Annotated in this window: 24 protein-coding genes; 23 read left to right on the top strand and 1 reads right to left on the bottom strand. The window is 42.2% G+C overall.

Annotated elements, in window-relative coordinates; genetic code table 11:
- Positions 1-229: 229 nt before the first annotated feature.
- From FHW89_RS07700 to FHW89_RS07800, 21 genes are all read left to right on the top strand, one after another.
- Positions 230-2098: a DNA topoisomerase 3 gene (locus FHW89_RS07700; RefSeq protein ID WP_172334455.1), complete on the top strand. Its 1869-nt coding sequence runs from the start codon at positions 230-232 to the stop codon at positions 2096-2098.
- Between the two features lie 235 nt (positions 2099-2333).
- The gene (locus FHW89_RS07705) at positions 2334-3512 is read left to right on the top strand and encodes an alpha/beta hydrolase-fold protein (RefSeq protein ID WP_172334456.1); all 1179 of its coding nucleotides are present in this window, start codon (positions 2334-2336) and stop codon (positions 3510-3512) included.
- A 500-nt stretch (positions 3513-4012) separates the two neighbouring features.
- A complete protein-coding gene (locus FHW89_RS07710; RefSeq protein ID WP_172334457.1) occupies positions 4013-5344 on the top strand; it encodes a hypothetical protein in 1332 nt (443 codons plus the stop codon).
- A 490-nt stretch (positions 5345-5834) separates the two neighbouring features.
- Positions 5835-6437 (top strand): phosphatase PAP2 family protein, encoded by a 603-nt coding sequence (locus tag FHW89_RS07715; RefSeq protein WP_172334458.1) that lies wholly within the window; start codon positions 5835-5837, stop codon positions 6435-6437.
- A gap of 143 nt (positions 6438-6580) precedes the next feature.
- Positions 6581-7066 carry a hypothetical protein gene (locus FHW89_RS07720; RefSeq protein WP_172334459.1) on the top strand — a complete coding sequence of 162 codons (486 nt, stop codon included), beginning with the start codon at positions 6581-6583 and terminating at the stop codon, positions 7064-7066.
- 21 nt (positions 7067-7087) lie between these two features.
- Positions 7088-7753, top strand: a complete 666-nt coding sequence (locus tag FHW89_RS07725) for a hypothetical protein (protein WP_172334460.1) — start codon at positions 7088-7090, stop codon at positions 7751-7753.
- Positions 7734-8531 (top strand): sensor histidine kinase, encoded by a 798-nt coding sequence (locus tag FHW89_RS07730; RefSeq protein ID WP_172334461.1) that lies wholly within the window; start codon positions 7734-7736, stop codon positions 8529-8531. Before FHW89_RS07725 ends, FHW89_RS07730 begins: the two co-directional genes overlap by 20 nt.
- Before the next feature lie 169 nt (positions 8532-8700).
- Positions 8701-8865, top strand: coding sequence for a hypothetical protein (locus tag FHW89_RS07735; RefSeq protein ID WP_172334462.1), 165 nt, complete (start codon positions 8701-8703; stop codon positions 8863-8865).
- A complete protein-coding gene (locus FHW89_RS07740; RefSeq protein WP_253952207.1) occupies positions 8865-9152 on the top strand; it encodes a response regulator transcription factor in 288 nt (95 codons plus the stop codon). The genes FHW89_RS07735 and FHW89_RS07740 overlap by 1 nt, the downstream gene beginning before the upstream one ends.
- A gap of 135 nt (positions 9153-9287) precedes the next feature.
- On the top strand, positions 9288-9935 hold the full coding sequence (locus FHW89_RS07745; RefSeq protein WP_172334464.1) for a response regulator transcription factor: 648 nt from the start codon (positions 9288-9290) through the stop codon (positions 9933-9935).
- Between the two features lie 359 nt (positions 9936-10294).
- Positions 10295-10609 carry a hypothetical protein gene (locus FHW89_RS07750; protein ID WP_172334465.1) on the top strand — a complete coding sequence of 105 codons (315 nt, stop codon included), beginning with the start codon at positions 10295-10297 and terminating at the stop codon, positions 10607-10609.
- Positions 10610-10674: 65 nt separating this feature from the next.
- Entirely contained in the window at positions 10675-11226 is a 552-nt protein-coding gene (locus FHW89_RS07755; protein WP_172334466.1) for a hypothetical protein, read from the top strand.
- A 7-nt stretch (positions 11227-11233) separates the two neighbouring features.
- Entirely contained in the window at positions 11234-12055 is an 822-nt protein-coding gene (locus FHW89_RS07760; RefSeq protein ID WP_172334467.1) for a hypothetical protein, read from the top strand.
- Positions 12040-12459 (top strand): thiol-disulfide oxidoreductase DCC family protein, encoded by a 420-nt coding sequence (locus FHW89_RS07765; protein ID WP_172334468.1) that lies wholly within the window; start codon positions 12040-12042, stop codon positions 12457-12459. The genes FHW89_RS07760 and FHW89_RS07765 overlap by 16 nt, the downstream gene beginning before the upstream one ends.
- A 48-nt stretch (positions 12460-12507) precedes the next feature.
- Complete coding sequence (locus tag FHW89_RS07770; RefSeq protein WP_172334469.1) at positions 12508-13332, top strand: lipase family protein; 825 nt, start codon at positions 12508-12510, stop codon at positions 13330-13332.
- A gap of 133 nt (positions 13333-13465) precedes the next feature.
- Entirely contained in the window at positions 13466-14320 is an 855-nt protein-coding gene (locus tag FHW89_RS07775) for a lipase family protein (protein WP_172334470.1), read from the top strand.
- Between the two features lie 39 nt (positions 14321-14359).
- Positions 14360-15208, top strand: coding sequence for a lipase family protein (locus FHW89_RS07780; RefSeq protein WP_172334471.1), 849 nt, complete (start codon positions 14360-14362; stop codon positions 15206-15208).
- Between the two features lie 144 nt (positions 15209-15352).
- The gene (locus FHW89_RS07785; protein WP_172334472.1) at positions 15353-15607 is read left to right on the top strand and encodes a hypothetical protein; all 255 of its coding nucleotides are present in this window, start codon (positions 15353-15355) and stop codon (positions 15605-15607) included.
- 196 nt (positions 15608-15803) lie between these two features.
- A complete protein-coding gene (locus tag FHW89_RS07790; RefSeq protein ID WP_172334473.1) occupies positions 15804-16622 on the top strand; it encodes a helix-turn-helix domain-containing protein in 819 nt (272 codons plus the stop codon).
- 515 nt (positions 16623-17137) lie between these two features.
- On the top strand, positions 17138-17518 hold the full coding sequence (locus FHW89_RS07795; protein ID WP_172334474.1) for a DUF4440 domain-containing protein: 381 nt from the start codon (positions 17138-17140) through the stop codon (positions 17516-17518).
- Between the two features lie 132 nt (positions 17519-17650).
- Entirely contained in the window at positions 17651-18424 is a 774-nt protein-coding gene (locus FHW89_RS07800; protein WP_172334475.1) for an isocitrate lyase/phosphoenolpyruvate mutase family protein, read from the top strand.
- A gap of 319 nt (positions 18425-18743) precedes the next feature.
- Here FHW89_RS07800 and FHW89_RS07805 read toward each other — a convergent pair whose 3' ends face one another.
- The gene (locus tag FHW89_RS07805) at positions 18744-19340 is read right to left on the bottom strand and encodes an RNA polymerase sigma factor (protein WP_371742435.1); all 597 of its coding nucleotides are present in this window, start codon (positions 19338-19340) and stop codon (positions 18744-18746) included.
- 228 nt (positions 19341-19568) lie between these two features.
- On the opposite strand from FHW89_RS07805, the gene FHW89_RS07810 reads away from it, so the two are divergent.
- Both FHW89_RS07810 and FHW89_RS07815 read left to right on the top strand, forming a co-directional pair.
- Positions 19569-20573, top strand: a complete 1005-nt coding sequence (locus tag FHW89_RS07810) for a FecR family protein (protein ID WP_172334476.1) — start codon at positions 19569-19571, stop codon at positions 20571-20573.
- Between the two features lie 289 nt (positions 20574-20862).
- The gene (locus FHW89_RS07815; RefSeq protein WP_172334477.1) at positions 20863-24111 is read left to right on the top strand and encodes a SusC/RagA family TonB-linked outer membrane protein; all 3249 of its coding nucleotides are present in this window, start codon (positions 20863-20865) and stop codon (positions 24109-24111) included.
- Position 24112 lies beyond the last annotated feature (1 nt).

Consider the following 24112-nt stretch of genomic DNA (forward strand, 5'->3'; position numbering starts at 1 on the left):
GGTGGGAAAAATAAAATGTCTGTCTTAAATGCCGTAAGAAACAAAATCATACACCGAATCTTTGCTGTCATTAAAAACCAAATACCTTATCAAAATCATTTGCTTTTATCATAGAAATCGCAATGACGTAATATAGAGATTAAGCTCCCATTTTTCCACATTCATTGTACCAACCGCCCCATTTATCTAACTTTCACCCCTCAAATTAATTTTGAGCGCCATCCTGTACATGAAAGTTATCATTGCCGAAAAACCATCCGTAGCCCGCGAAATTGCCAAAGTATTTGGCGCTACCACCAAAAAGGATGGGTATATGGAAGGCAAGGGTTATACCTTTACCTGGGCTTTTGGTCACCTTTTGCAGCTGGCCCCCCCGCAGGAGTACGGCTTTTACGGCTGGAGCGTTCAAAACCTGCCTATGCTGCCGCCCAAGTTTAAGCTCAGCATCCGCAAGGTAAAAACCAAGGATGGCATTGTTGACGATCCATCGGTAAAAAAACAATTAGATACCATCAAGGCCCTGTTTGACGAAGCTACCGAGATCATTGTAGCAACGGATGCCGGGCGCGAAGGTGAGCTCATCTTCCGCTACATTTATTATTACCTCAAATGCAAGAAGCCTTTTAAAAGGCTCTGGATCTCATCGCAAACAGATGAAGCGATTAAAGAGGGTTTCCGCAACCTGAAACCTGGCTCTGATTATGATACCCTGTTCAATTCGGCACATTGCCGCTCGCAGTCGGATTGGCTGGTGGGCATGAACGCCACGCAGGCGCTCAGTATTTCGGCCGGTACAAGGGCCGTGCTTTCGCTGGGCAGGGTGCAAACGCCTACACTGGCCATGATCTGCTCGCGATACCTCGAAAACAAGAACTTTGTGCCGCAACTGTATTACCAGGTGAGCATCCAGGTAGATAAGGACGGCCAGATCTTCAGGGCCATATCTACCGAAAGTTTCAAAACCACCGAAGAGGCCCAGGCCGTGGTGGATAAGGTGGAGGATGTGCCATCGGGTTTCCCTAATGGTGGGCACATTGTAAGTGTGGAGGCCAAACCCCGCAAGGAACCACCGCCGCTGCTGCACGATTTGAGCAGCCTGCAGCAGGAAGCCAATAAACGCAAAGGTTTTACGGCCGATCAAACGCTTGGTCTGCTGCAAACGCTATATGAGGGCAAGCTGGTTACCTATCCGCGTACCGGCAGCCGCTATATTGGCGATGATGTATTTGCCACCGTACCGGCATTGATCGAAAAATTTAACGAACACCCCGAGTTTGGCAAACAGGCTGCTTTTTTGGCTACCGTAAAACTCAACAAACGCAGCGTGAACGCCAAAAAGGTAACGGATCACCACGCTATACTGCCTACCGGCGAAAAGCCATACCAACTCTCGGGCGATCTGCAGGCCATTTACGACCTGGTGGCCGCACGTATGCTGGAGGCCTTTCACCAGGAATGTATCAAGGAGATCACCAAGATCACCGTGCAATCGGGCTCGCTGTTTACTGCCAGCGGCACGGTGATCAGCTCGGCCGGATGGCGTTCGGTACTCAATGACCCCGACGAGGAAAAGAAGGACGAAGAAAACGCGAGCCTGCCCAAAGTACAACAGGACGAGCGCCTGCCTATCCCCGAAAAAGCATTATTGGAGAAACAAACCAAGCCCAAACCACTGTACAACGAAGCATCGCTGTTAAAAGCGCTGGAAACCGCGGGTAAGGAAATTGAGGACGAAGAGCTGCGCTACGCCATGAAGGATAGCGGCCTGGGTACACCTGCCACCCGTGCATCCATCATCGAAACCCTCATCAAACGCGATTACATCACCCGCGAAAAAAAGAACCTGGTTCCTACAACAACCGGGCTCAGCGTATACAACGTAGTTAAAGATCAAAAAATAGCCCAGGCCGAACTGACCGGCAACTGGGAAAAACGGTTGGAAGAGATCCGCTCCGGTGCTTCGGTGGATGATTTTCAACAGGAGATCAAAACCTATACCCGCAACATTACCCAGGAACTGCTGCAAGCCGGCAAAAGCCTCATGGCGGCTCGCAAAGAAGTCGCCCCGACCCAGCCTGCTCCAAAGGAGAATGCATAAGAAAACCTGAGCTCCTCTATGCAGTCGCTCGGCTCCAGCCGAGTGACGACTATTTACAGGCCTCCGGCCTGCGATTCATCAAATAGCACTTAATTTTTCACAGCGGCCGGAGGCCGGGTAATAACGGTCACTCGGCATGAGCCGAGCGACTGCGGATAATGTGATGTTTTTACTTTTTATGATCGACAAACAATTACCCCTAATTTTTATTTTCTTTGTTTAAAGTATATTAATAATGATACCCTGTTATAAACCCATCCGCATCACATTTATCCTGTTTCTGCTATTGATCTGTAGTAAAAACCTATTTGCCCAAATAGACAGTGTTACGGTGAATAACGACAAAACAGTGGTATTAACCTCCAAAGCATTAGGCGAAAAACGGGGTATTTGGATACACTTGCCTGCCGATTATAACACTACCTCAACTACCTACCCTGTGTTATATCTGCTTGATGGCGACAGTCATTTTAAATACGTTTCGGAGGCGGTTGAATTTCTGTCGGATTACGACCGTAACCGGATGCCGCAAATGATCGTGGTGGCTATTTTAAATATCGACCGTACCCGCGATTTTACGCCCATTCATTCCCTGCTTTTTGATGGCAAAGTAGATACTACAAGGATGGGCAAAACAGGCGGTGGACCTAAATTTCTGCAATTCATCAAGAACGAGCTGGTGCCTTATATCGACAAAAATTATCGTACCGAGCCTTATCGTATCCTTTCGGCACACTCTTTAGGCGGCATATTTGCCCTCTATGCCAAGGAGGCCGCTCCCGATCTTTTTCAGGCCAATATTTTGATCAGTCCGGCAATTTACGGTGGCAATACAAAAATTCTGACCGATTTTGCTCCGTTCCTGCAAAGTCACCAGCAGTTGAAGGGAAAAACCTTTATTACCATCGGGAACGAGGACAGGCAAAAGGTAGATTCGCTGATGCTGGTATTAAAAACCACCGCCCCAGCCTCCTTTACCTGGAAATTTGAGCAGTACCCTGAAGAAAATCATTTTTCGGTTACCTATAAAAGCGTTTATGATGGACTGCGCTTCATTTATAAAAACTGGTTTATTGACTATTACAGCAATGTTAAAATGTCCATGGCAGATATAAATAGCCATTTCGGCAGGTTATCCGACGAGTTTGGCTATACGATGAGCCCGAGCGAAGGTTTCCTGAACAGCTGCGGTTACCAGCAATTGAATTTAAAAAACATAGAAGAAGCCATTGACATATTTAAGGAAAATACACAAAGGCACCCCACATCTTTCAATACCTATGATAGCCTGGGCGAAGCTTATATGAAACATGGTGATAAAGCCCTGGCTATCAAAAACTACAAAAAATCGATCGAACTGAACCCTAACAACACTGGCGGAAAAGAGATGTTAAAGCAGCTGGAGGGTAAATAGTTGATGAAACGACAGCTATCTTAAAAAGGGTGTCATACTGATGTTTTTCAAGTTCCCTCCCCACGGGAGGGGTGCGGTTGGTTGTGCAGTGGCAGGGAGGGGTTTATGCGAGCGACAGATTTACGACACGACGAAACCCCTTCCTCCCCTTCCCGAGGGAAGGAATCGCACACGCCCCGGCCTTCATACAAAATTCTGATGTTTTCCAGTTCCCTCCCCACGGGAGGGGTGCGGTTGGTTGTGCAGTGGCAGGGAGGGGTTTATGCGAGCGACAGATTTACGACACGACGAAACCCCTTCCTCCCCTTCCCGAGGGAAGGAATCGCACACGCCCCGACTTTTAAAATAAAGCAAAATCTTCGCACTCGTTCAGCTATTTTTCAGTTGCCAATTGCCCGGGTAAGTCGCTTTATCTTGTGTTAGTATGTTACCAATTGGGTATTCCCCCTAATTTTGAGTTTCTTTGTTCAAAGCAAATGCAGGCTATTCAGTAATTAAAAATGGAAGCAACCAAACCAATTGCCGTTAATGGCCTGTTCAAAAACAAAAGTTGGGGAAGCATTACCTTTTTTATCATCGTTATCCTTTTGCTTTTGCCCAATCTTTTTACACCCTTAAGATTAAATACCGATGGCATCCGGTACCTGAAAATCATAGAATATCTTACCGGCAACCTCGGCCCCAACAGTGATGCCGCTCATGATTTTTTCCCGCATGGATACCCTCTATTCTTATTAGCACTTAGCAGGCTGCATCTGTTAAGCCCGCTATCCATCACTTTGATCAATATGGTATCGATGCTGCTGGCGTCATCCCTGTTGGCCATACGTCTGAAAATAGAAAATCGCCTGGTTTTTATGGCACTAACCATGCTCTCGACCATCAATGTAAAACAATTTACGCTACCTATAGCGGATGAACTTTTTACCCTGCTGTTTTTAGCCAGTATTTACCTGTGGACAAGCGTTTTTAAAAAACACTGGTTGTACATTATTCCCGCATTAGCCGCAACCCTGGTTAGTTTATATGTGCGCACAGCAGGCATAGCATTGGTTATAGGAATATTACTATACCTGGTTTATTTAAATAAGGGCATATTATTCGGACAAAAAAAATTACTGTGGATATGGTTGTGCAGCGTTATTATTGTCCTGGCTGCTTTTGTATCTCAACTTCCGCTGATTGAAAAAAGAGTGGCTTATATCCGTCAGCTAAACCTGGGCATGATGGCTCATCACCCGGCATCCATATTTGACCGCCTGGCCATACATTTTAAAGAGCTTGGCGAAATCATGACCAACATACCATACAGTAAGCTATCAACGGTAATAAATCCTGCCGCGAGCAACTATTTATTGATAGCGACAGGTTTGCTGATGTGTTTTATCCTTTACAAAGTAGTTGTAAACCGCCAATTAGTGAATACTCCTGCATTTTGGGTATTTACGGTTTACCTGTTGATGATTTTTCTTTGGCCCTTTTATGACGCGCGTTTTTTAACACCGTTAGTCCCCATACTCATTTACTCGGTATTTTATTACTTCGGCAGCATGCTTAAACCGGTATATATCAAATATGGTTATGCCTGCATTTTTGTGTTGTTCGGATTTTTGAGCCTTGTCTATTCCGCTGCCTTATCATTAAGTAATACGTTTTTTTTAAAACATTATGGCTCCGATGCATCATTAACAGATAAATACAGGATACATTTTAGCAAGCAGCAAAAAAACACACCCAACCCGCCACATTATAGTATCGATACAGATGAGGTTCTGTTTTTGTTAGAAAAATATGATGGCAAACCCTTGCTACCGAAGATTGATGGCAATTAAATGCGGTGTTATCAATTAAATGATTAAAAACCGTCGTCTTAAAACCGGATATATAATGGTCTTAGCAAAAATGCCGGCGTTAACCAACCCTGTGGATGGTTTAAAAAATGAATAAAATTGAATAAATGGCATTTTTTGCCATTTGATTTCTACTAAATCGTTATAGTTGGTAATTTTTTTATCAAAAAGATAATTACCGCCTATTGTACTATAAATTTTTTTTATATACTTGCGCCATCTATAAGGTAAGCATCCTGCTTACTTATTGTGATAAGGTTTAGGTTGAAAGTCCCCGGCGGCGAGCGCTTTGGGGACTTTCGTTTTAAACAGTGTTTCAAAAATATTGCATACATACTTTACGGGTATTATCTCAGTGTTAAGTTTTAACTTATCTTGATAAATATTAACACCGGGGCCTAATAATGCCTTAAACTCCCTACATTTGAAATAAGTATCCTATATTTATGGTAATACTAAACCTGCTATACCTATGACGCTGGTCTTAAAAACGTATCTTTTTTATTTCCTTTTATTATTCAGTTTATTATTTAGTATCTCATCACGGGCGCAATCGGGCCTTCAGCAACTGGACGATCGGATCATGATCGATCTGCAAGATCACCGCACACCAGAGCAAACCGGTGTATTCATGTTCCTGTCGCGCACACATTTATATGGTGATATTGGCGTTCCTGTAGGCTTGCTGGCGGCAGGTGTGATCAGCAATGATAAACAAATGCGGCAAAACTCTTTATATGTGGCCAGCAGTACGGCATTATCGGCCGGGCTCACGTATTTGATCAAACACATTGTTAAGAGGCCGCGCCCTTTTATACAAAATATTAATATTGTGCCGGTTTACCGGGCGGGCAGTACCTCTTTTCCCTCGGGGCATACGTCCAGCAGTTTTGCTACTGCTACTGCCCTTTCCAGGGCTTATCCAAAGTGGTATGTGATCGCGCCCGCATTTTTGTGGGCGGGCTCGGTAAGTTATTCGCGTATGTACCTCGGAGTACATTACCCTACCGATGTTGCAGCAGGAGCCGCTTTGGGCGTGGGATCGACTTTTATGTTGCAATCGTTAAAAAAATAACACCCAGGCACAAGGAATTTAACCATAAAGCAACAACACCATTGCCAACTACGTAGAAATACGGTATAAAAAATTCAGGTACTTATACGCTTACCCACTTCAATGCCATCCTATAAATTTGTTATATAAAACTAAACACTACTATGGACGAGATTCAAACTCTAAAATTTTTCTGGTTAAAATACGAGACCAGCGCCATCCGGAATATGATAGCTAACTCCCCCGGTATTGATAATTTTGTGTTCTCTTATTTTTTTTCCAGCACTACCGATGATAGTAAACCACTGCAGCTGATCGCATACGGACATATGTCGCCGGCCAATCAATACAGCAGCTATTATGATACATTGGAAGATTATAACAACAACGCTTTAGAGTTGAGCGGTCCGCTTGTTATGAGTAATAACGTAATATCACTTGCTGCTATGCTATTGCTTATCGATACCACTGACCCCGATGGCGATAAACCAGATTACCTGGTATTTATACCGGATGTTAACGATAGCCATCATGTTTATTATGATGTTGACCGTTATAAGAGAACCGGCTCAGGTGATATCGTATTGCCTGGTAACCCGGTAACCGATCCGATCAACACGAATCCGTCTCCACCCGCAACCTTTAACTAAACTACCTGACCATATTCCCGAATGTTTAAAGTATTTCAGATCGTTATTGACTGGTCAGAAGTTTGGGCGCTCTTAATACCTATATCCTTATTACTATTTAGAAAACAGCCGGCTTTACTTAAGCCGGTTGTTTTTTACGTTTGTATAGCGCTTTTTATTAACCTGGCCATCGACTTAACCTGGAAGATCCGGACCATTTTACCTGCCAAATACAATTCCAATAACTATCTGTACAATCTGCATTCCATTATACGTTTCTTTTTATTCAGCACATTTTTTATACGGCTAAAACAACCCTTTTTAACAACTATAAAAAAAATTATTCCGTTTTGTTTCCTGGCCTTTGTGATCATCAATTTTTGTTTTTACGAAAACTTTTTTGATTACTGGAAACTAAGCAGCCGCCTGCTATCGGTTGAGGCCATTTTGCTTTTGTTTTACACCTTACAATACTATTTATTTAAGATAAATGACAGTCCGGAGGTTAACATTTTTAATTCCGACTTCTGGATAGTTACCGGTTTAGGCATTTATGTTACTATTAATTTCTTTATATTTCTTTTATACAACGAGTTAACCATACGTATGGAGCATTTTGCCATTAGCTTATGGAATGCGCATAACATTTCGTACGTAATTTTTAACTTGTTTATAGCCAAAGGTTTTTATGAATCAAGGGAGCACTGATATTCGATTGTTACTGGTAGTGGGGATTGCCGCCATGTTGATGCTTTTTATAAGCCTGTTACTCATTTTTATATTTACGCAACGTAAAAAACTACAGTTTCAAAATGAGCTGCAGGCTATGCAAAACGCGCAGAAAAACCAGCTGATAGAAGCGGCTGTAAGAAGCGAAGAAATTGAACGCCACCGCATTGCCGAAGAACTGCATGACGAGGTAGGTGCCATACTGGGGGCATCAAGCCTCCATTTTAACAGTGTCAGGATAGAAGACCCCGACGAAAGCAATCAAAGCATTTATCAAAAAGGCAAAGATCTGCTTGACGAGGGCATCAACAAAATCAGGGGCTTGTCGCACAGTCTGCATTCCAACATATTGCAGGAGTTTGGTTTAAATGAGGCCCTGAGCCACTTTTGCGGTAAAATATCTCATGAATCTGTTGTTGAGATCAGCGTAACCCTCGATCCCAGTTACCCAACCCAGGTAGGGCAAAACGACATCAGCATTTACCGCATAGTACAGGAGCTTATCAACAATATAAATAAACACGCCAAAGCCACAAAAATATTTGTGCGCTCTATTTATTTAAATAAAACGTTGATGATCACCTTAACACATAACGGGAAGGGGCTTACACAATCGCATTTTGAGGAACTTCGGTTTAAAAAAGATGGTCTGGGCTTAAAAAATATACAAAACCGGATAATTCTGCTCAAAGCCGATCTTAAGTTTTCCCATCATGCCGGAGGGTATGCTATCGATATTTCCGTACCGGTCGACTAGAATAACCTTTAGTTAATCAGATCGCTCCTTTTGTTAATCATTGTAAAAAAAAGTATTCAGACTATTCATTTTTTTAATTAAAAGCGCAAATACTGCGTTTACAGCCGTTAATAACATTCCATGCTTTTTTTTCGTAAAAGTTTAATTATTTTTACGGCATACCCCTATTATGATGCCCAAAATAAAAATAGCCATAGCTGATGATTATACTATATTCAGAGATGGGCTAAAAGTAGGATTTGATCAGGATGAAAATCTGGAGGTTGTACTTGAAGCAGAGAATGGCGAAGAGCTGCTGGAGCAAATAAACTTATACAACCAGATGTTATTTTGATGGATCTGAAAATGCCCATTATGGGTGGAATAGAAGCCACCAGGTATATACGCAAAAAATATAAGCACATTAAAATATTAATAGTAACCATGTATGATGAGGCCAGGTTTATTATACACCTGATGGAAAACGGAGCCAATGGCTACCTGCTTAAAAATGCCGAATCAAAAGAGATACGCAGGGCCATTTATCTGGTTCATGAGGATGGATATTATTTTAATGATATTGTAAGCAAAGCGTTGTTAAAAAAATTGACATCATTATCCCGGTCAATTAATTTAAACTAGCTGATTATTATTAAAATAACATTTTAACCTTATTAAACATACCTGATATAATACCGACATACAGCTCTCGGAATATTTTTTTTACTATTTTTTACAGAAAATTAATTATTTTTAAGGCCTTCAACCTAAACAATAATGCAAAAAATAAAAGTAGCTATAGCCGATGATTATGCCATATTCAGAGATGGGTTAAAAGTAGGCCTTAACCGGGATAAAAACCTGGAAGTAGTACTTGAAGCAGATAATGGCGAAGAATTATTACAACAGATTGAACTTATACAACCTGATGTTATTTTAATGGACCTGAAGATGCCGATTATGGATGGCATGGAAGCTACCCGGCACATTCGCAAAAAATATGATAACATTAAAATTCTGATCGTAACCATGTACGATGAGGCCAAGTTTATCATCCACCTGATGGAAAACGGCGCCAACGGCTACCTGCTCAAAAATGCCGACCCCAAGGAGATCCGCAAGGCTATCTACTCTGTTCATGAAGATGGCTATTACTTTAACGATATTGTTAACAAGGCCTTATTAAAAAAGCTGGTGATCAAAGGCAATGTTAAACCATCATTTAACCAGGACATTGAATTTTCTGAACGCGAACTGGATGTTTTGAAAATGATATGTAACGAAAAAACTGCTACCGAAATAGGTACAGAGCTATTTTTAAGCCCGCGCTCTGTTGAAGGCATCAGGCAACGCATTATTGAAAAGGTTGGTGTGCGTAATACAGCCGGCCTGGTGATGTTTGCCGTTAAAAATGGTGTGATATAACACCTTCTGTTATTCCTATAATTTTCATCACAAAATACATTTAGGCGGTTATGCTTCTGTAACCGCCTAAATTTACTTGCGTTTTTGCTGCATTTTCCGAAGTATTAATCTAGTAATCCTATAGTCTTTAAGGTTTACCACCAGCCAAAACAAGCTATTTCGGGCTAAAAAAGACAACTATCTGCAAAACAGGCCATTGCTTACAACTTATAATACTACGTGAAAATACCCGATATCACGAATAAGTATTTCTACTGTGGCAAAACGCGCCGCCGCTCCCGTACTTTATGTTGTGCAATGAAGCTTCAAAGAAGGCACAAAAACTAAATTATTTACATCTAATCAAAAAAAACAACAAAATGGCAAAGTTAAGTTTAACCCAGGCAGAATTAGCTGCCCTTGACGCATTGATCGCTGAATTAAAAGGTGACAACAAAACAGTAGAAGCTGAGGTAGGTTCAGCTGCATTTATCGCTGCTATAGCTAAAACAGCTATTGCCGCTACTAAAGTAGCCGTTAAAGCAACTCCGGTTGTTGCCGACGTTGCTCAAGTAGCTACAGCTTTTATTGGAGCTAGTGCAGCTAACGATGAAGTTAGCAAATCGCTGGATGCTCATGCAAAAGAAGGTTTATCATTAGATAAACTAATTGAGCTTCGCAAAAAATTCAACTAATTAAACCTATAAAGGAGAGCATCGGCCAATGCTCTCCTTTCTTTAATCATTAAATAAATAAAATTATGATGGCAAAATTAGATGCGGCTGTTATCTATGAAACCATAGTAACAGTTTTCCTGGCCTTTTGGTTTTTGATAACCATCGTTTGCCAGTTTAGAGATAGCGTATTATCAAACTTTTTTAAACATAAGGTAGATATATTCGGTTTGATCCCTTTGTGGACATTTTTTGCTCCACATCCCGGCAAAAGGGATTATCACCTCCTGTATCGCGATAAAATTACCGAAGATAATTACAGCGAGTGGCATGAGATCGACATCACCGAAGAACGTAGCTTTTGGTCGTGGTTATGGAACCCCGAAAAGCGCGACAAAAAGATATTGTCAGATGTAGTGCAAAGCCTGGTAACTATGATACCAACGTACCGCAAAGAAGAATTGGGCCTTAACCTGCTTATGTTTTCGATGCCCTATATCATTGTATTGCATGCTGTAAGTCAGCGGCAAAAACAATCAGCCGAGGTGTCCCGTCAGTTTATGCTGGCCGAAACATCGGGCTATCAAAAAGAAACAGACCCCGCCCTGGTATTACTATCCGTTTTTCACCAAATATAAAACAGCCATGATATCATTTAACAATACCACGCAGCTTATACTCCTTATCCTGAGCGTTGGCGTATTCATATCGGCCCTGGAGTATATCAAAAAAATTCAAGTGTTCTCATCAAACGGACTGCTCTCGTGGAACGTGATGCAACTTAGATGGACCCAACAAGATCAAAAACCATTATTAAAACCGCTTTCCAAATTATTTAATGAACGTGGACTGGCAGCCTTATTTGTTATTCGTTGCCTGCTCATTATTTCACTGTTATTTTACCCACTGCAATCAACCATGGGTTGGGTACTGTTAAGCCTGTTAGGGTTGAGCCTGCTGATCAGCTCGCTGATCACCTATTACGGCAGCGACGGATCTGACCAGATGACCATTCTAATTGTTATTACTCTGGTTGCATGCAATTTGCCGGGCCTCGGTACACCCAAACTTGCCGAAATTGGCTTGTGGTTTATCGGCCTGCAAGCCTGCCTGTCATACACCGTAGCGGGTATTGCCAAACTGGTATCGGCCGAGTGGCGCGCCGGAACAGCCGTTAAGGACGTATTTTCGACAAAAACCTATGGCTCCAAGAAAGCTACCCTATTTCTTCAAAAGTATCCGGCGGCTAATGGCTTTCTGTGCTGGAACGTGATGATCATGGAAACCTTATTTCCGCTGTGCTTGTTTTTACCCTGGCAGTATGCGATGATCTTCCTGATATGGGGTTTTACATTCCATTTCCTTACCGCGCTTATTATGGGTCTTAATTCCTTTTTCTGGGCATTTATGGCTACTTATCCGGCGCTTTACTTTATTAATCATCAAATGCCATGGCACCTGTTTTAGATAACCGTAAGGATATCATTCTGTTTGATGGGGTGTGCAATTTCTGCAACAGCTATATCAACTATGTAATAGCCCATGATAAGGCCGACAGGTTTGCATTTGCCCCCTTACAGAGCTATACGGCGGTACGCATGGCGGCCAGGTTTGGGATTGATTTCCAGGAATTGAACAGCGTTGTGGTGATCCATGGCGATGAGGTTTATACCGAAGCCGCCGCCGTGATCCATATTATTAAAAAACTGAGTAGCATTTGGCTGCCGCTGGCCTACCTGGCCCAACTGGTACCCACATCCATCGGCAACCGGATCTACCGGTCATTCGCGCAGAAACGGTACAATTTGTTTGGGCAGTCGGCAACCTGTATGGTGCCTACTGCACAGGTAAAACATAAATTTTTAAGCTAGATACACCTATTATTTAAATCATCAACCACCATTAAAATTCATTTAAGTATGAAAGATCAAAACGCCAGTGTGCAATCAGATGCATATGAGTATGCATGGAAATTTTTAAAAGTAGCAATTGAATTTCATAAAGATCCTAAAAACGCAGATATATTGAGTCCTAGACAGAATCAATATACAAACTTCCCGGCAGGGTATAAATTAGTAGCAAACATCGTGATGAACGATACTATATATGCCAATTTACCCATTCCAGCTTATTATGGTTTTATAGCTGCTGAAACTGCTAACAGTAAGAACATTGTTGTTGCTATCCGTGGAACTCAAACCAATCTGGAATGGGACATCGATGCCAAAACCGCGCTTGTAGATTTGCAACCTGAAAACCCAAAGGCAGGCAAAGTAGAAAAGGGCTTTTTAAAACTATACAACAGTCTCCAACTTTGGGCTCCGGGAACGAATGTTGAGACTAATCTGGGGAACCTGGGATACAATAATATAACGATGATTGGCCACAGCTTGGGATCGGGCATAGTAACTTTATATGGCGCGCACCTGGCTGCAGTTAAAAAAAGCAATGTAATTATTCATACCCTGGCTTCGCCACACGTCGGCAATAAGGATTTTGTTGATTATTACAGCTCTGTTGTCAAAGACAGCAACAGTCATCGCTTTTACAACATACTGGATAAAGTTCCTAACCAGCCTCAAGATAAAGATCAAAATTATAAGCACGTTCCGGGAGGCTATCCGCTTAAGCCTGATTTCCATGTAAACAATACCGACAAATGCAACCATTCGTTTGATACCTATTTGTATCTGCTGGAGGGCAATTCTAAAACAGCCATATTGGATCTGGAATGTCGTGCTTAATAAGATCTACATAAATTAAAAACAACACATGATAAGCTGACAGATCTGCTTTGCACGTGGTGGCAAATTATACCACCACGCGCATGGCAGAACTGCACAATAAGAAAATCACTTCTATCAAAAAAATTAAACCATGAAAAATCAAAACCTTAGCGCTACCGTACCACCAAGCGCGCTCCAGTATGGCTTTTTTGTAAAAGCAGCCATTGACGTTTATACCCTTTATCCAACGGTACTGAGCCCTACCCAGGATCAATACCCAAGCTTTCCGAGTGGGTACACCTTATTAGCCAACATCCAGATGAACGATTTTTTCGGGACCGATAAAACCACCGTTTATTTTGGTTTTATAGCCGTTGATAATGCCAACCCAACAAGCATCGTTGTTGCCATCCGCGGAACAAAAAGCATCATGGAATGGTGGGATGATTTCCAGGTTTTACCAACACCCTGCCCATTTGCACCCAACTCGGGTAAAGTAGAAAGTGGCTTTTTAGAGCTTTATAGCAGCCTCCAGGTTTCTACTCCGGGAGGTACAGGCAACACCATTGCCCTGAGGGAAACCGTACTTACAGGCCTAAATAGCGAATTTGACCTGGGTAAATACAAACAGGTAACCATGGTTGGTCATAGCCTGGGATCGAGCCTGGCAACTTTATATGGTGTAGACATGGCTGCCAAAAACCCAGACAAGGCAGTATCCATTTACACCTTCGCTTCGCCATGTGTTGGTGATCAGGATTTTGTTAATTATTACAATACCATCATTCACGAAAGCTACCGAATTTACAACGAACCGGATATCGTTCCTAAATCGTTGTTATTACTGGGCTATAGCCACGTTCCGGTAGGCATTGAGGTAAACTCGCTGCTATTTCCATGGATAAAACAAACCATAGGCTGCTTCCATTCATTGGGCACGTATTTATTCCTGGTGGGTGGCCAGGCAAGCCTTGTAGGTGCTCCATGCACCGTTACTGCACCATAACAACTACATTAATAATGTAACAGCACAAAAATTTCAACCATGAAAAATCAAAAATTTGGCGTTATGCCCCCATCCGCTTTGGATTATGGGTATTTTGTAAAGGCCGCTTATGACGTTTACAATGCTTTGCCTGATGTATTGAGCCCTACCCAGGATCAGTATCCTGAATTCCCGAGCGGCTATCGTTTGCTTTTCAACATCCAGATGAGCAATTTCTTCGGACCTGTCTTAAAGCCGGTTTATTTTGGATTTGCCGCTATCAACCTGTCAAACCCCTCCAGCATTGTTATTGCCATACGCGGTACTATAGGCTGGATGGAATGGTGGGACAACCTGCATGCCTATCCGGTGCCATGCCCGTTTGCACCTAACTCAGGTAATGTTGTAGCAGGCTTTTTAGATCTGTATAACAGTTTGCAGATCCTGATACCCGGGGCCTCGTCATCTGAAAAAGCCATCGCCTTGAGCGAAACCGTGGTTCCGGGTTTGAAAAGCGTATTTAACCTGGACAATTATACCCAGGTAACCGTAGCCGGACACAGCCTTGGAGCAAGCCTGGCAACTTTATATGGGTTACATATGGCAGCTGCTAATAACAAACGGTCGGTTGCTATTTATACCTACGCGTCGCCATGTACCGGCAATGCCGATTTTGTAAAATATTACAATACCGTTATTTCTGAAAGCTACCGTATTTATAACGAGCCCGACGTGGTGCCTAAAATTTTGCTATGGCTGGGATATAGTGCCGTACCTGTAGGTTTCGAGCTCAATTCTTTGCTCGATCCGAACGTAAAACAATCTATAGGGTGCTACCATTACCTCACCACTTATCTATACCTGTTAGGCGCGCCGGCCAGTATTCTGGGTACCTGCGCAACAACCTAAGCCCTTAATTTATCTATATATAATACCTACCCGTGAAAAGCAAAAGCCCGTAAATGGAAACATTTATGGGCTTTGTTATTAACACACAATTCATGATGGCTTAAACCTGAGTTTGCAGTGTAATGCTATTATTAGATCAAAAAGATGCGTATCTCCTTCCCCAAAAAAATGTTCCAGCATTTTTATACCTGTCCGCTTGATCTGTTGGAAGAAGAACTATCCCGTTCATCTATCCGGATGAAGTTACAGGAAGGCCCTAAAACCGACCAGGACCGCGCACTGTATCAAAACGAGCTTGACCACCTGAGCGTGCTCAAATACATCAACCAGTTACGCAAAGGCAAGCTAAGCCGTGAAGATTTTGGGCAGAAGGTGGAATTGGCTGATAACCCGGCATAAAAAAATTCCCAAAACATTTCCGTTTTATACAATTCCATCGGTTTTATTCTTTATTTATTTGTATTGCTTATTTAAAAGTTAGCTGAATGTAATAAGACATGTATTTAACAGTCAAACAGTTATTTTGCTTAACTTTATAACAGATTGTTTGGGATAGATAAATTATCCTTCGGGGTATATCGCAATTGAGCAACAGATGATATTTAAAGAATTTGCACCGGCCGAGCGGCTTAAGCCATATATTAAATGCTTGTATTTTTACGAGTCGGACTCGGCTGTGAATTATGACGATATCGTATTCCCGAGCGGTAACACCGAAATAATTTTTAACCTGGGGCAGGGCCACTGGCAAGCCAAAAAGGATGGCGCTTTTTATACCACCCCGCCTATTGAGCTCTGGGGGCAGATCACCAAACCATTATCCATCAAATCAATTGGCCAAAATACCATGATGGGTGTACGCTTCTATCCCCACTCGGCCGCTTATTTTTTTAATGAAAGCGTTGCCGAATTTAACAACGAGGTTGTTGATGCCACCGACCTGATGGGAGCCTCCTTAAAAACCCTTTATGCCCGCCTGCTCGACCTTAACGATCTGGACAAAAGATTAGCTCTAATAGAAGAGTATTTATGGAGCAGATTGGTTCTGTTTGAAAAAAAGCACAGCAAGATCAACTTCATTGGCCAAATTGTGCATAGTTTATATAAAGGCAATTCCGGCAACGAAAAAATAGAGGATATCTCCTATCGTAACAATATATCGGCACGTTACCTCAATATGTTGTTTTCGCAATACACCGGGCTGCCGCCTAAATTATTCTGCAAAATAAACCGCTTTCAGCACAGCCTGAACCTGGTGAATAACAACGGACAAAACCTAACCAATATAGCCTATGAGTCGGGGTATTTTGACCAGTCGCACTTTATAAGGGAATTTAAATCGTTCACGGGTATAACACCCAATTCTTTTGCCGCGCAGGCATCGCCTATTAACCAGGTACTGGCTGGTAATTAATATTCATTTGCTATTTGATAGTCGGGCTTCCCATCCCACAAGAAAGGTATGGTAAACTCGTGCAATGACAGAATTAAGTTTAAAAGCATGGGATATGCGCGATTCTCTCCATTTGGAAAGAGTAGAGCGGAGTTTTATACAGGCTATCTGACGAATATCTATTCCGTTCCCACTGCATGACGTCATTATTTAGGAATACTCCGTAGGAGTAAAAGCTTTGTAGCAAACAAATAATAAGCATTTAGCATGCCCGTAGGTATGCAACCTGAGTATAGTACCTACGGCACTGAGTGTGAATTGGCTTTTTTCTACAAAGCTTTAACCCCGATGGGGTTTGCAAAATCGCTTGCTTAATAACATTATCCCTTTCCAGTGAAGGAACGGCACCATCAATGTCTTTCAATTTAATGGTTTCTGAAGTTCATTCTAAAAAGCATTCATTGCCGATTTGTACAATTTCCGGGGCTCAGCACCTCATAATTTTGTATCAAACAACAATTAAAAAATCAACAAAAATGAAATTAGCAAAAAACCCAGAAGAAGTGCACGCTACATTGGCGAACGCTTTTAACACCGGAGATGTAAACACTGTATTAAGTATGTATGATGTTAGCGGCATTATTGTACCTGAACCAGGCAAACCTGTTTCGGGAAAACAAAACTTTGAAGAAGCCATCAAAGGCATATTATCCATTAAAGGTACAATGGATATCAAAACCGTTTACTGCATCCAAACCGGCGATACGGCTTTGGGCCGCTCTGAATGGAGCATTACCGATAATGGCGAGGTTAAAATAAGCGCCAAAGGAATTGAAGTAATGAAACAACAAGCTGACGGCAGCTGGAAAATTTTATTCGACCATGCCTTCGGCGCCGAAACTGATCTTGTAGCCTGATATCAGCAGCAATTACAAAAAAGGCCGGCAAATTTGCCGGCCTTTTTTGTTTTAATGATAGCACTTCCGATTTGTACAATTTCCGGATAGCCAGCTACCCTAAATTTGTATCAACAACAATAAAATAAGATCATGAAAAATAAATTTGAAGCCTTTGTAGCCCTTCATCAGCAAGCAGAACCGCTATTAATAGGCAACGCCTGGAATGTACAAAGTGCCAGGGTATTTGAGCAAAAAAATTTTAAAGCGATAGCCACATCCAGTTTATCTGTAGCAGAAACTTTGGGTTATGAGGACGGGCAGGATATGCCTTTTGAGGATTACCTGTTTGTAGCGAAACATATCGCGGCATCGGTATCACTACCTTTCTCTGTCGACCTGGAAGGCGGTTATGGTGATACTCCGGAGCAGATAGCCGGTAATATCATTCAGTTATACAATTCGGGTGTATCGGGTATCAATATCGAGGACTCGGTGGTGGTTAAGGGACAAAGAAGTATTGAGAAAGCGGAAATCTTTGCCGAAAAACTCAGGCAGATATGCGCGCTGTTACATGCCGAAAACATAAAGATGTTTATCAATGTCCGGTCCGATTCATTTCTGCTCGGTTTGTCCAATGCTTTAGAAGATGCGCTAAACCGGATAAGCCAATATCAAAATACGGGCGTGCATGGTTTATTTTTCCCCTGCGTAAGCCAGGTATCCGACATGCAAAAGCTTACCCAAAGCTCAAAGCTGCCCATTAATGTGATGTGCGTGCCGGGTCTGCCCAATTTTAAGCAGTTACAAAGCGCCGGTGTAAAAAGGATAAGCATAGGGCCATTTTTGAACAAAGCGATATATCAAAAAATGGGCACTGGCATTGATCAAATGGTTGAGGAAGGTAGTTTTGACAGCCTTTTTTAACCTATGCTTAAAAGCTGGTAAGTCCCGCCAAACCCTCCCCAAGGGAGAGTAATAGCCCATCATTGGCGGTTATTCTCAAACGGGTGTTATACTGATCTCCGTCGAAGCATGGTGGGCAGGCCTTTGTGCTCTACCCTTCGACGGAGCAGGGTGACAGCCCCCTTTTGGGGTTATTTTGTTAAAAAAGTGGGTTTACATGGTTTACACTTTTCATGGTTAACATTGATTTATACGATTGATTATCAACTAAATATGAAAAAATATAATCAATTTGTGTAAACCCACTTTTTTACTCATTTAAGTACCCCTCGCGTACTGTTTAATTCATATAGTATATGGATAAGCACAATAGCATAAAATACCCCACATCTGATTGTGCAAACTGGCCTTTCAGATTTTTGAGCGCGGCAACCAAATGGTTTTTTACCGTGTTCCTGGATATCTGCAGGCGCTCAGCTATCTGCTCATAGGAAAGCCCCTCTTCCCTGCTTAGCCTAAAAACTAATTGTTGCTGTGGAGGTAAATTATTCAACGCCGATGCTGCAAATTCCTGTAAACTATTTAGTGTGATCTGCTCTTCGGCTTCATTATGCAATTCGGTTATAGATGCCCACAAACGTTCCAGGCCCTCTTTTGACGCGGCTGTTTTTTTGATAGAGTTAAGCGTTAACCGGCGGCCAATGGTAAACAGGTAAGGGCCTATAGGATACTCTTCTTTTAACTTTTCGCGGTTTATCCAAAGACTTAAAAACGATTCCTGCACCATCTCTTCACTTTGCTCTTTACTTTTTAAAAACCGGTAAGTAAAATTATAAAGCCGTTTACCATATATGTTGTACAATTCGCGAAAAGCTGCCTGATCTGAGTTTTTCAGACGGCTTACATAGTTCGCGGCAGGGGTCTCCAATAGCTTCACAAAATCGGGTTGATGGGTCTACGATAAATCAAATCTAAAAAATATTAGCAATAAACTATATATAATAAAAACGGCTTTTTAAGCTAATGTAAAACGTTTTTTCTTTATGCCATGAATTTAGGGATACCTGCAATAAATAAAAAAATATTTTTTTGAAATCGCACTAGTCCTTAAGCAATCTCTGGTTGTATTACGCCATATATTACCCCTCTGATATTAGCTAATACTATGAATAATAAAAGCATCAATAACCTGCTTAAACAATACCTCAATAACACCATCACTAAAGATGACCTGGAGCAGCTGATGCATTACATTTCTCAGGCATCAACAGATGATGACCTTTCGCGATCAATGAAAGAACAATGGGAATTGGACGAAAACAGTTACCCGTTTGATGATCTGCAAAATGAACTTCTCTATCAAAAAATAGTGGCCGATCCCCGGTTTAGCGGTGATGGGTCTACTACTCCTAAGCCTGTTTTTCCATTCAGGCGGTTTATTTCCATAGCCGCCGGTTTATTACTTTTTTTAGGGATAGGCTTTGCTGGCTACCGTTATTTAAAGCCCGCCGCTCACCCACAAGAGATAGCTTACGAAGAGAAAATAGTCCCCTTCGGTCAAAAGATACAGATACAACTGGCTGACGGTACCGTTGTTTGGATCAACTCGGGCAGCAAACTAAGATTCCCAGCAAAATTTACCGGGGAAAAAAGGGAACTGTACCTGGACGGCGAAGCTTATTTTGATGTAGCGCATGACCCATCAAGGCCTTTTATTATTCATACGGGCAAAGTGGCCACGCAGGTATTGGGCACCGCCTTTGATATTAAAGCTTACGGATCAAATGAATTTGATGTAACAGTAGCACGCGGCAAAGTAAGCGTAGGGCTTATAGATCAGCAATTAGGCGTATTAACCGCCCAGGAGGGTTTAAGTTATAACAGCATCAGTAAACTATCAAAAAAATACCCGGTAACGCTCTCTAAATTAAGATGGATGTTCGGCGATCTCATTTTTGATAATATGAAGATGAGCGATGCCGTGGAAACCCTGCAGAGATGGTATGATGTTAAAATAACATTGACCGATCCGCAGATCCGCTCGCGCCGGTTTAGCGCCTCGTTTTTAAAACACGAACATATAAGCCAGGTGTTAGACGTGCTGAGCGCAATAGCGCATTTTACCTATAAGCAGCAAGGGAAAAACTTTATTATCCAAAAACAACAATAATCCAATAATTAACCATACCCCATTAACCTAAATAGCAGAAAAGCATGAAAAAAACCTAACTCCCACCAAGCCGCCGCTTACCAATGGCGCACTTTTATAAAAAAACCGCTGTGGCGCCAACCACAACGGCTTTTAGTTGATAGCAGAGCTGATATCTCTGCTTATCTGATTGAGTTTAAACAAGTTTGTGAACCGCTTAAATCAAAGTAAAATTATGAAATTTTTACTGTTAAAATTTTTTTCTCCTCCCCAAAGGGATTCTTTATCAATCTCAATTTTCCTAAATGTCATGAGGTATACCACCGTAACCTTAACTGTTTTGACTATTTGCTGCAGCACATTGCTGGCCAGTGAAATAAAAGGGCAAACTATAAGGGATATTAATGTTAACCTGGGTGTTAACAATAACAACCTGGAATACGCGATAAAGCAAATTGAAAAGCAAACAGATTTTCGGTTTGCCTTTAAGCGTAGTGAAATGAAAGATTATAAGCACATCGTACTATCTAAGGCAACCCGCACGGTAGAAGAAACGCTTTTGTTATTACTTAGCCGTACCGACTTGATGTACAAGCAATGGAATAACTACATCTTATTGGTACCTAAACCGGCACCGGTCAGCAAACTACCAGGAGCCAAGGCTCCGGTAGTGGCCGATGATATTACGGTAAGAGGAAAGGTAACCGATAAGACAACCGGCGAACCACTTATCGGTGTATCTATCCGGGTAAAAGGCGGTACTCTGGGCGTGGTGACGGATGCCAGTGGTTCTTATAGTATTTTAGTACCTGATAATGGTATACTGGTAGCCTCCTATATTGGTTATCAAACTGCAGAAGTTCCTGTTAATAAAGGCCGTCTGCTCAACATATCGCTACAACCCGCAGCCAATAACCTCAATGAGATCGTAGTAGTAGGTTATGGCTCGCAAAAGAAAGGCGAGATCACATCAGCCACAGCCCATACCGATACAGCCGATTTCAGGCAGAGCGGTTCGCGCAACGCGCTTGATCTGATACAAGGTAAAGTTGCAGGCTTACAAATTACCCGTACAGGCGGCTCAAACCCTAACTCAGGTGTGGCCATACAATTGCGGGGTGTGGTAACCGTAACCGGCGATTCGGGTCCGCTGATTGTAATTGATGGTATACCAGGCGGTAACCTTGATCTTTTACAACAGGACGATATTGAATCAATAGACGTATTGAAAGACGGATCTGGTGCCGCCATTTATGGTACAAGCGCCAATGCAGGTGTAATTTTGGTAACTACCAAAAAAGGAAAAGCAGGTCCGCCACAATATGCTTATTCCAACTACTTCAGAAGGGAGTACCTGTCTAAGCGCCCAGATTTTTTAACCGCGGCCGAATTTAGGGATAAGATCAATTCGAAACAGCTTGATGCTACCGATTATGGTCATACCTCCGATTTTTTTAACGACCTGGTACATAAAAATAACCTGTCGCAAAATCACAACTTTTCGTTGATGGGCGGAACCGACAAGACCAGCTATCGTGCCAGTCTCAATTATCGTAACCTGGAGGGCTTTGCCAAACAAAATGATCGCAGGGAATACACCCTTCGTTTAAATGTTAACCAAAAAGGCCTTAAAGACCGTTTAACTACACAAATAAACCTGGTTACCAACTTTAACAATGCCAATTTATTGGGCGGCGGCGGTTGGGAAGATCAGTTGAGCAAAAACCCTACACTATCTAACTATAATCCCGACGGCAGCTTTTATTTTGAAAACACCAGTACCAACCAGCTTGCCCGTTTAATGCAGGAAACCAATAAGCGTAAACAGCAAACTACCGCTGCCGACGCCAAAATGGATCTGCAGATTATTGATGGCTTAAAAGCTTCAATTTTTGGTTCGGTACAACGCGACAGTTATATTGATGGCGCCTACCGCGATCTGAAAAGTGAGTTTTCCATTGAGAATGATGTTTATAAAAATGGAGGTTATGCATCAAGGGCAACTGCTTTAAACCAGAACTTTGCAGTTGAGCCTACCATTCAGTATAACCGTACGTTTGCCCATGACCAAACCCTTACCGCCATATTTGGTTATAGTTACCGCTATAATGTTAGCGAAGGTTTTAACGCCAATAACTATGGTTTTGTAAACGACATTTTTGAAGAAAACAACCTCGGCGCCGGTAACCAGCTATCTGCCGGTAAAGCAGGCATGGGCAGCTATAAGAACGATAATAAACTGATTGCCTTTTTTGGCAGGGTAAACTATTCGTTTCAAGATAAATACCTGGCTCAATTTATATTACGTAAAGAAGGCTCATCCAGATTTGGCGCCAACCACAAATGGGGTTATTTCCCGGCTGCTTCTGCCGGTTGGGCGGTTACGCGGGAGGATTTCATGAAGAATGTAAACTTCGTTAATTACCTTAAACTAAGGGTTGGTTATGGTATTACCGGTAACTCGGGCTTTAGTAATTATGCCTCACTGGTTACGCTTGGTACAGGTGGTATCTATCGCTTCCCCGATGGTGAATATCGCCAAACCTATGGCCCAGACCGTAACCCTAACCCCGATTTGCGTTATGAGAAAAAGAAAGAGCTGAACATCGGTGCCGACTTTACTATTTTTAACAACCGTATTACCGGCGCTATAGATGTGTACAACCGTAAAACACAGGATCTGCTGGATACCTATGTAACACCACAGCCTCCGTTCATCCGTTCAAGTATCTATGCCAACGTGGGTACCATATCGGCCAAGGGTATTGAGTTATCATTAAGTTTTGCTGCCATCAAAAACAAAAACTTTAAATGGAACATGGACTTAGCCGCCAGCACTACCAAAAATACGCTGGATTCCTATTCTAATTCTATTTACAAACAGGAGTATAAAACCTTTGGCGACATAGGTGGCTTTGGAGCTCTGGGTGATGCTATCCGTACATACGAAGGAGGTAAGCTTGGCGAATTCTGGGGTAAACGCTTCGCCGGCTTTGATGCTGATGGTAAATGGTTGTTTTACAAACGCGACGGCTCAAAAGTACATAACGACCAGATCAATAACTCCTTTGATCGTAACGTTACGGATTATGCGCCTATTGGTAATGCCATACCCAAATATTACGCATCATGGACCAATACTTTTAATTACAAAGGCTTTGACCTGAGGGTGTTTTTAAGGGGCAAGTTTGACTACGACATCCTGAATACTACCGCTATATCCTACGGTAACAAGGTAAGCAAAAGCAACCTTTTAAGAACCGCCTTTACCAAATATGCCCAGATCAATGATACCTATATGTACTCTGATTACTACCTGGAAAGCGGATCATTTGTAAAGCTTGACGAGGTAACGTTTGGTTATACTTTTAAGTTAAAAACCAATTACATACGTAATCTGCGTGTTTATGTATCCGGGCAAAACCTGGCTACCATGACCAAATACACCGGTAACGACCCAGATTTTATTGCTGATACCGGCTTAGGCCCAGGTATTGACGGCCGTGGCCCGTACCCAAGCACCCGTACTTTTTTACTTGGATTAAATGTTGGTTTCTAAT

It is taken from the genome of Mucilaginibacter sp. SG564, from assembly GCF_013149275.1.
In the GTDB taxonomy this organism is placed as follows: domain Bacteria; phylum Bacteroidota; class Bacteroidia; order Sphingobacteriales; family Sphingobacteriaceae; genus Mucilaginibacter.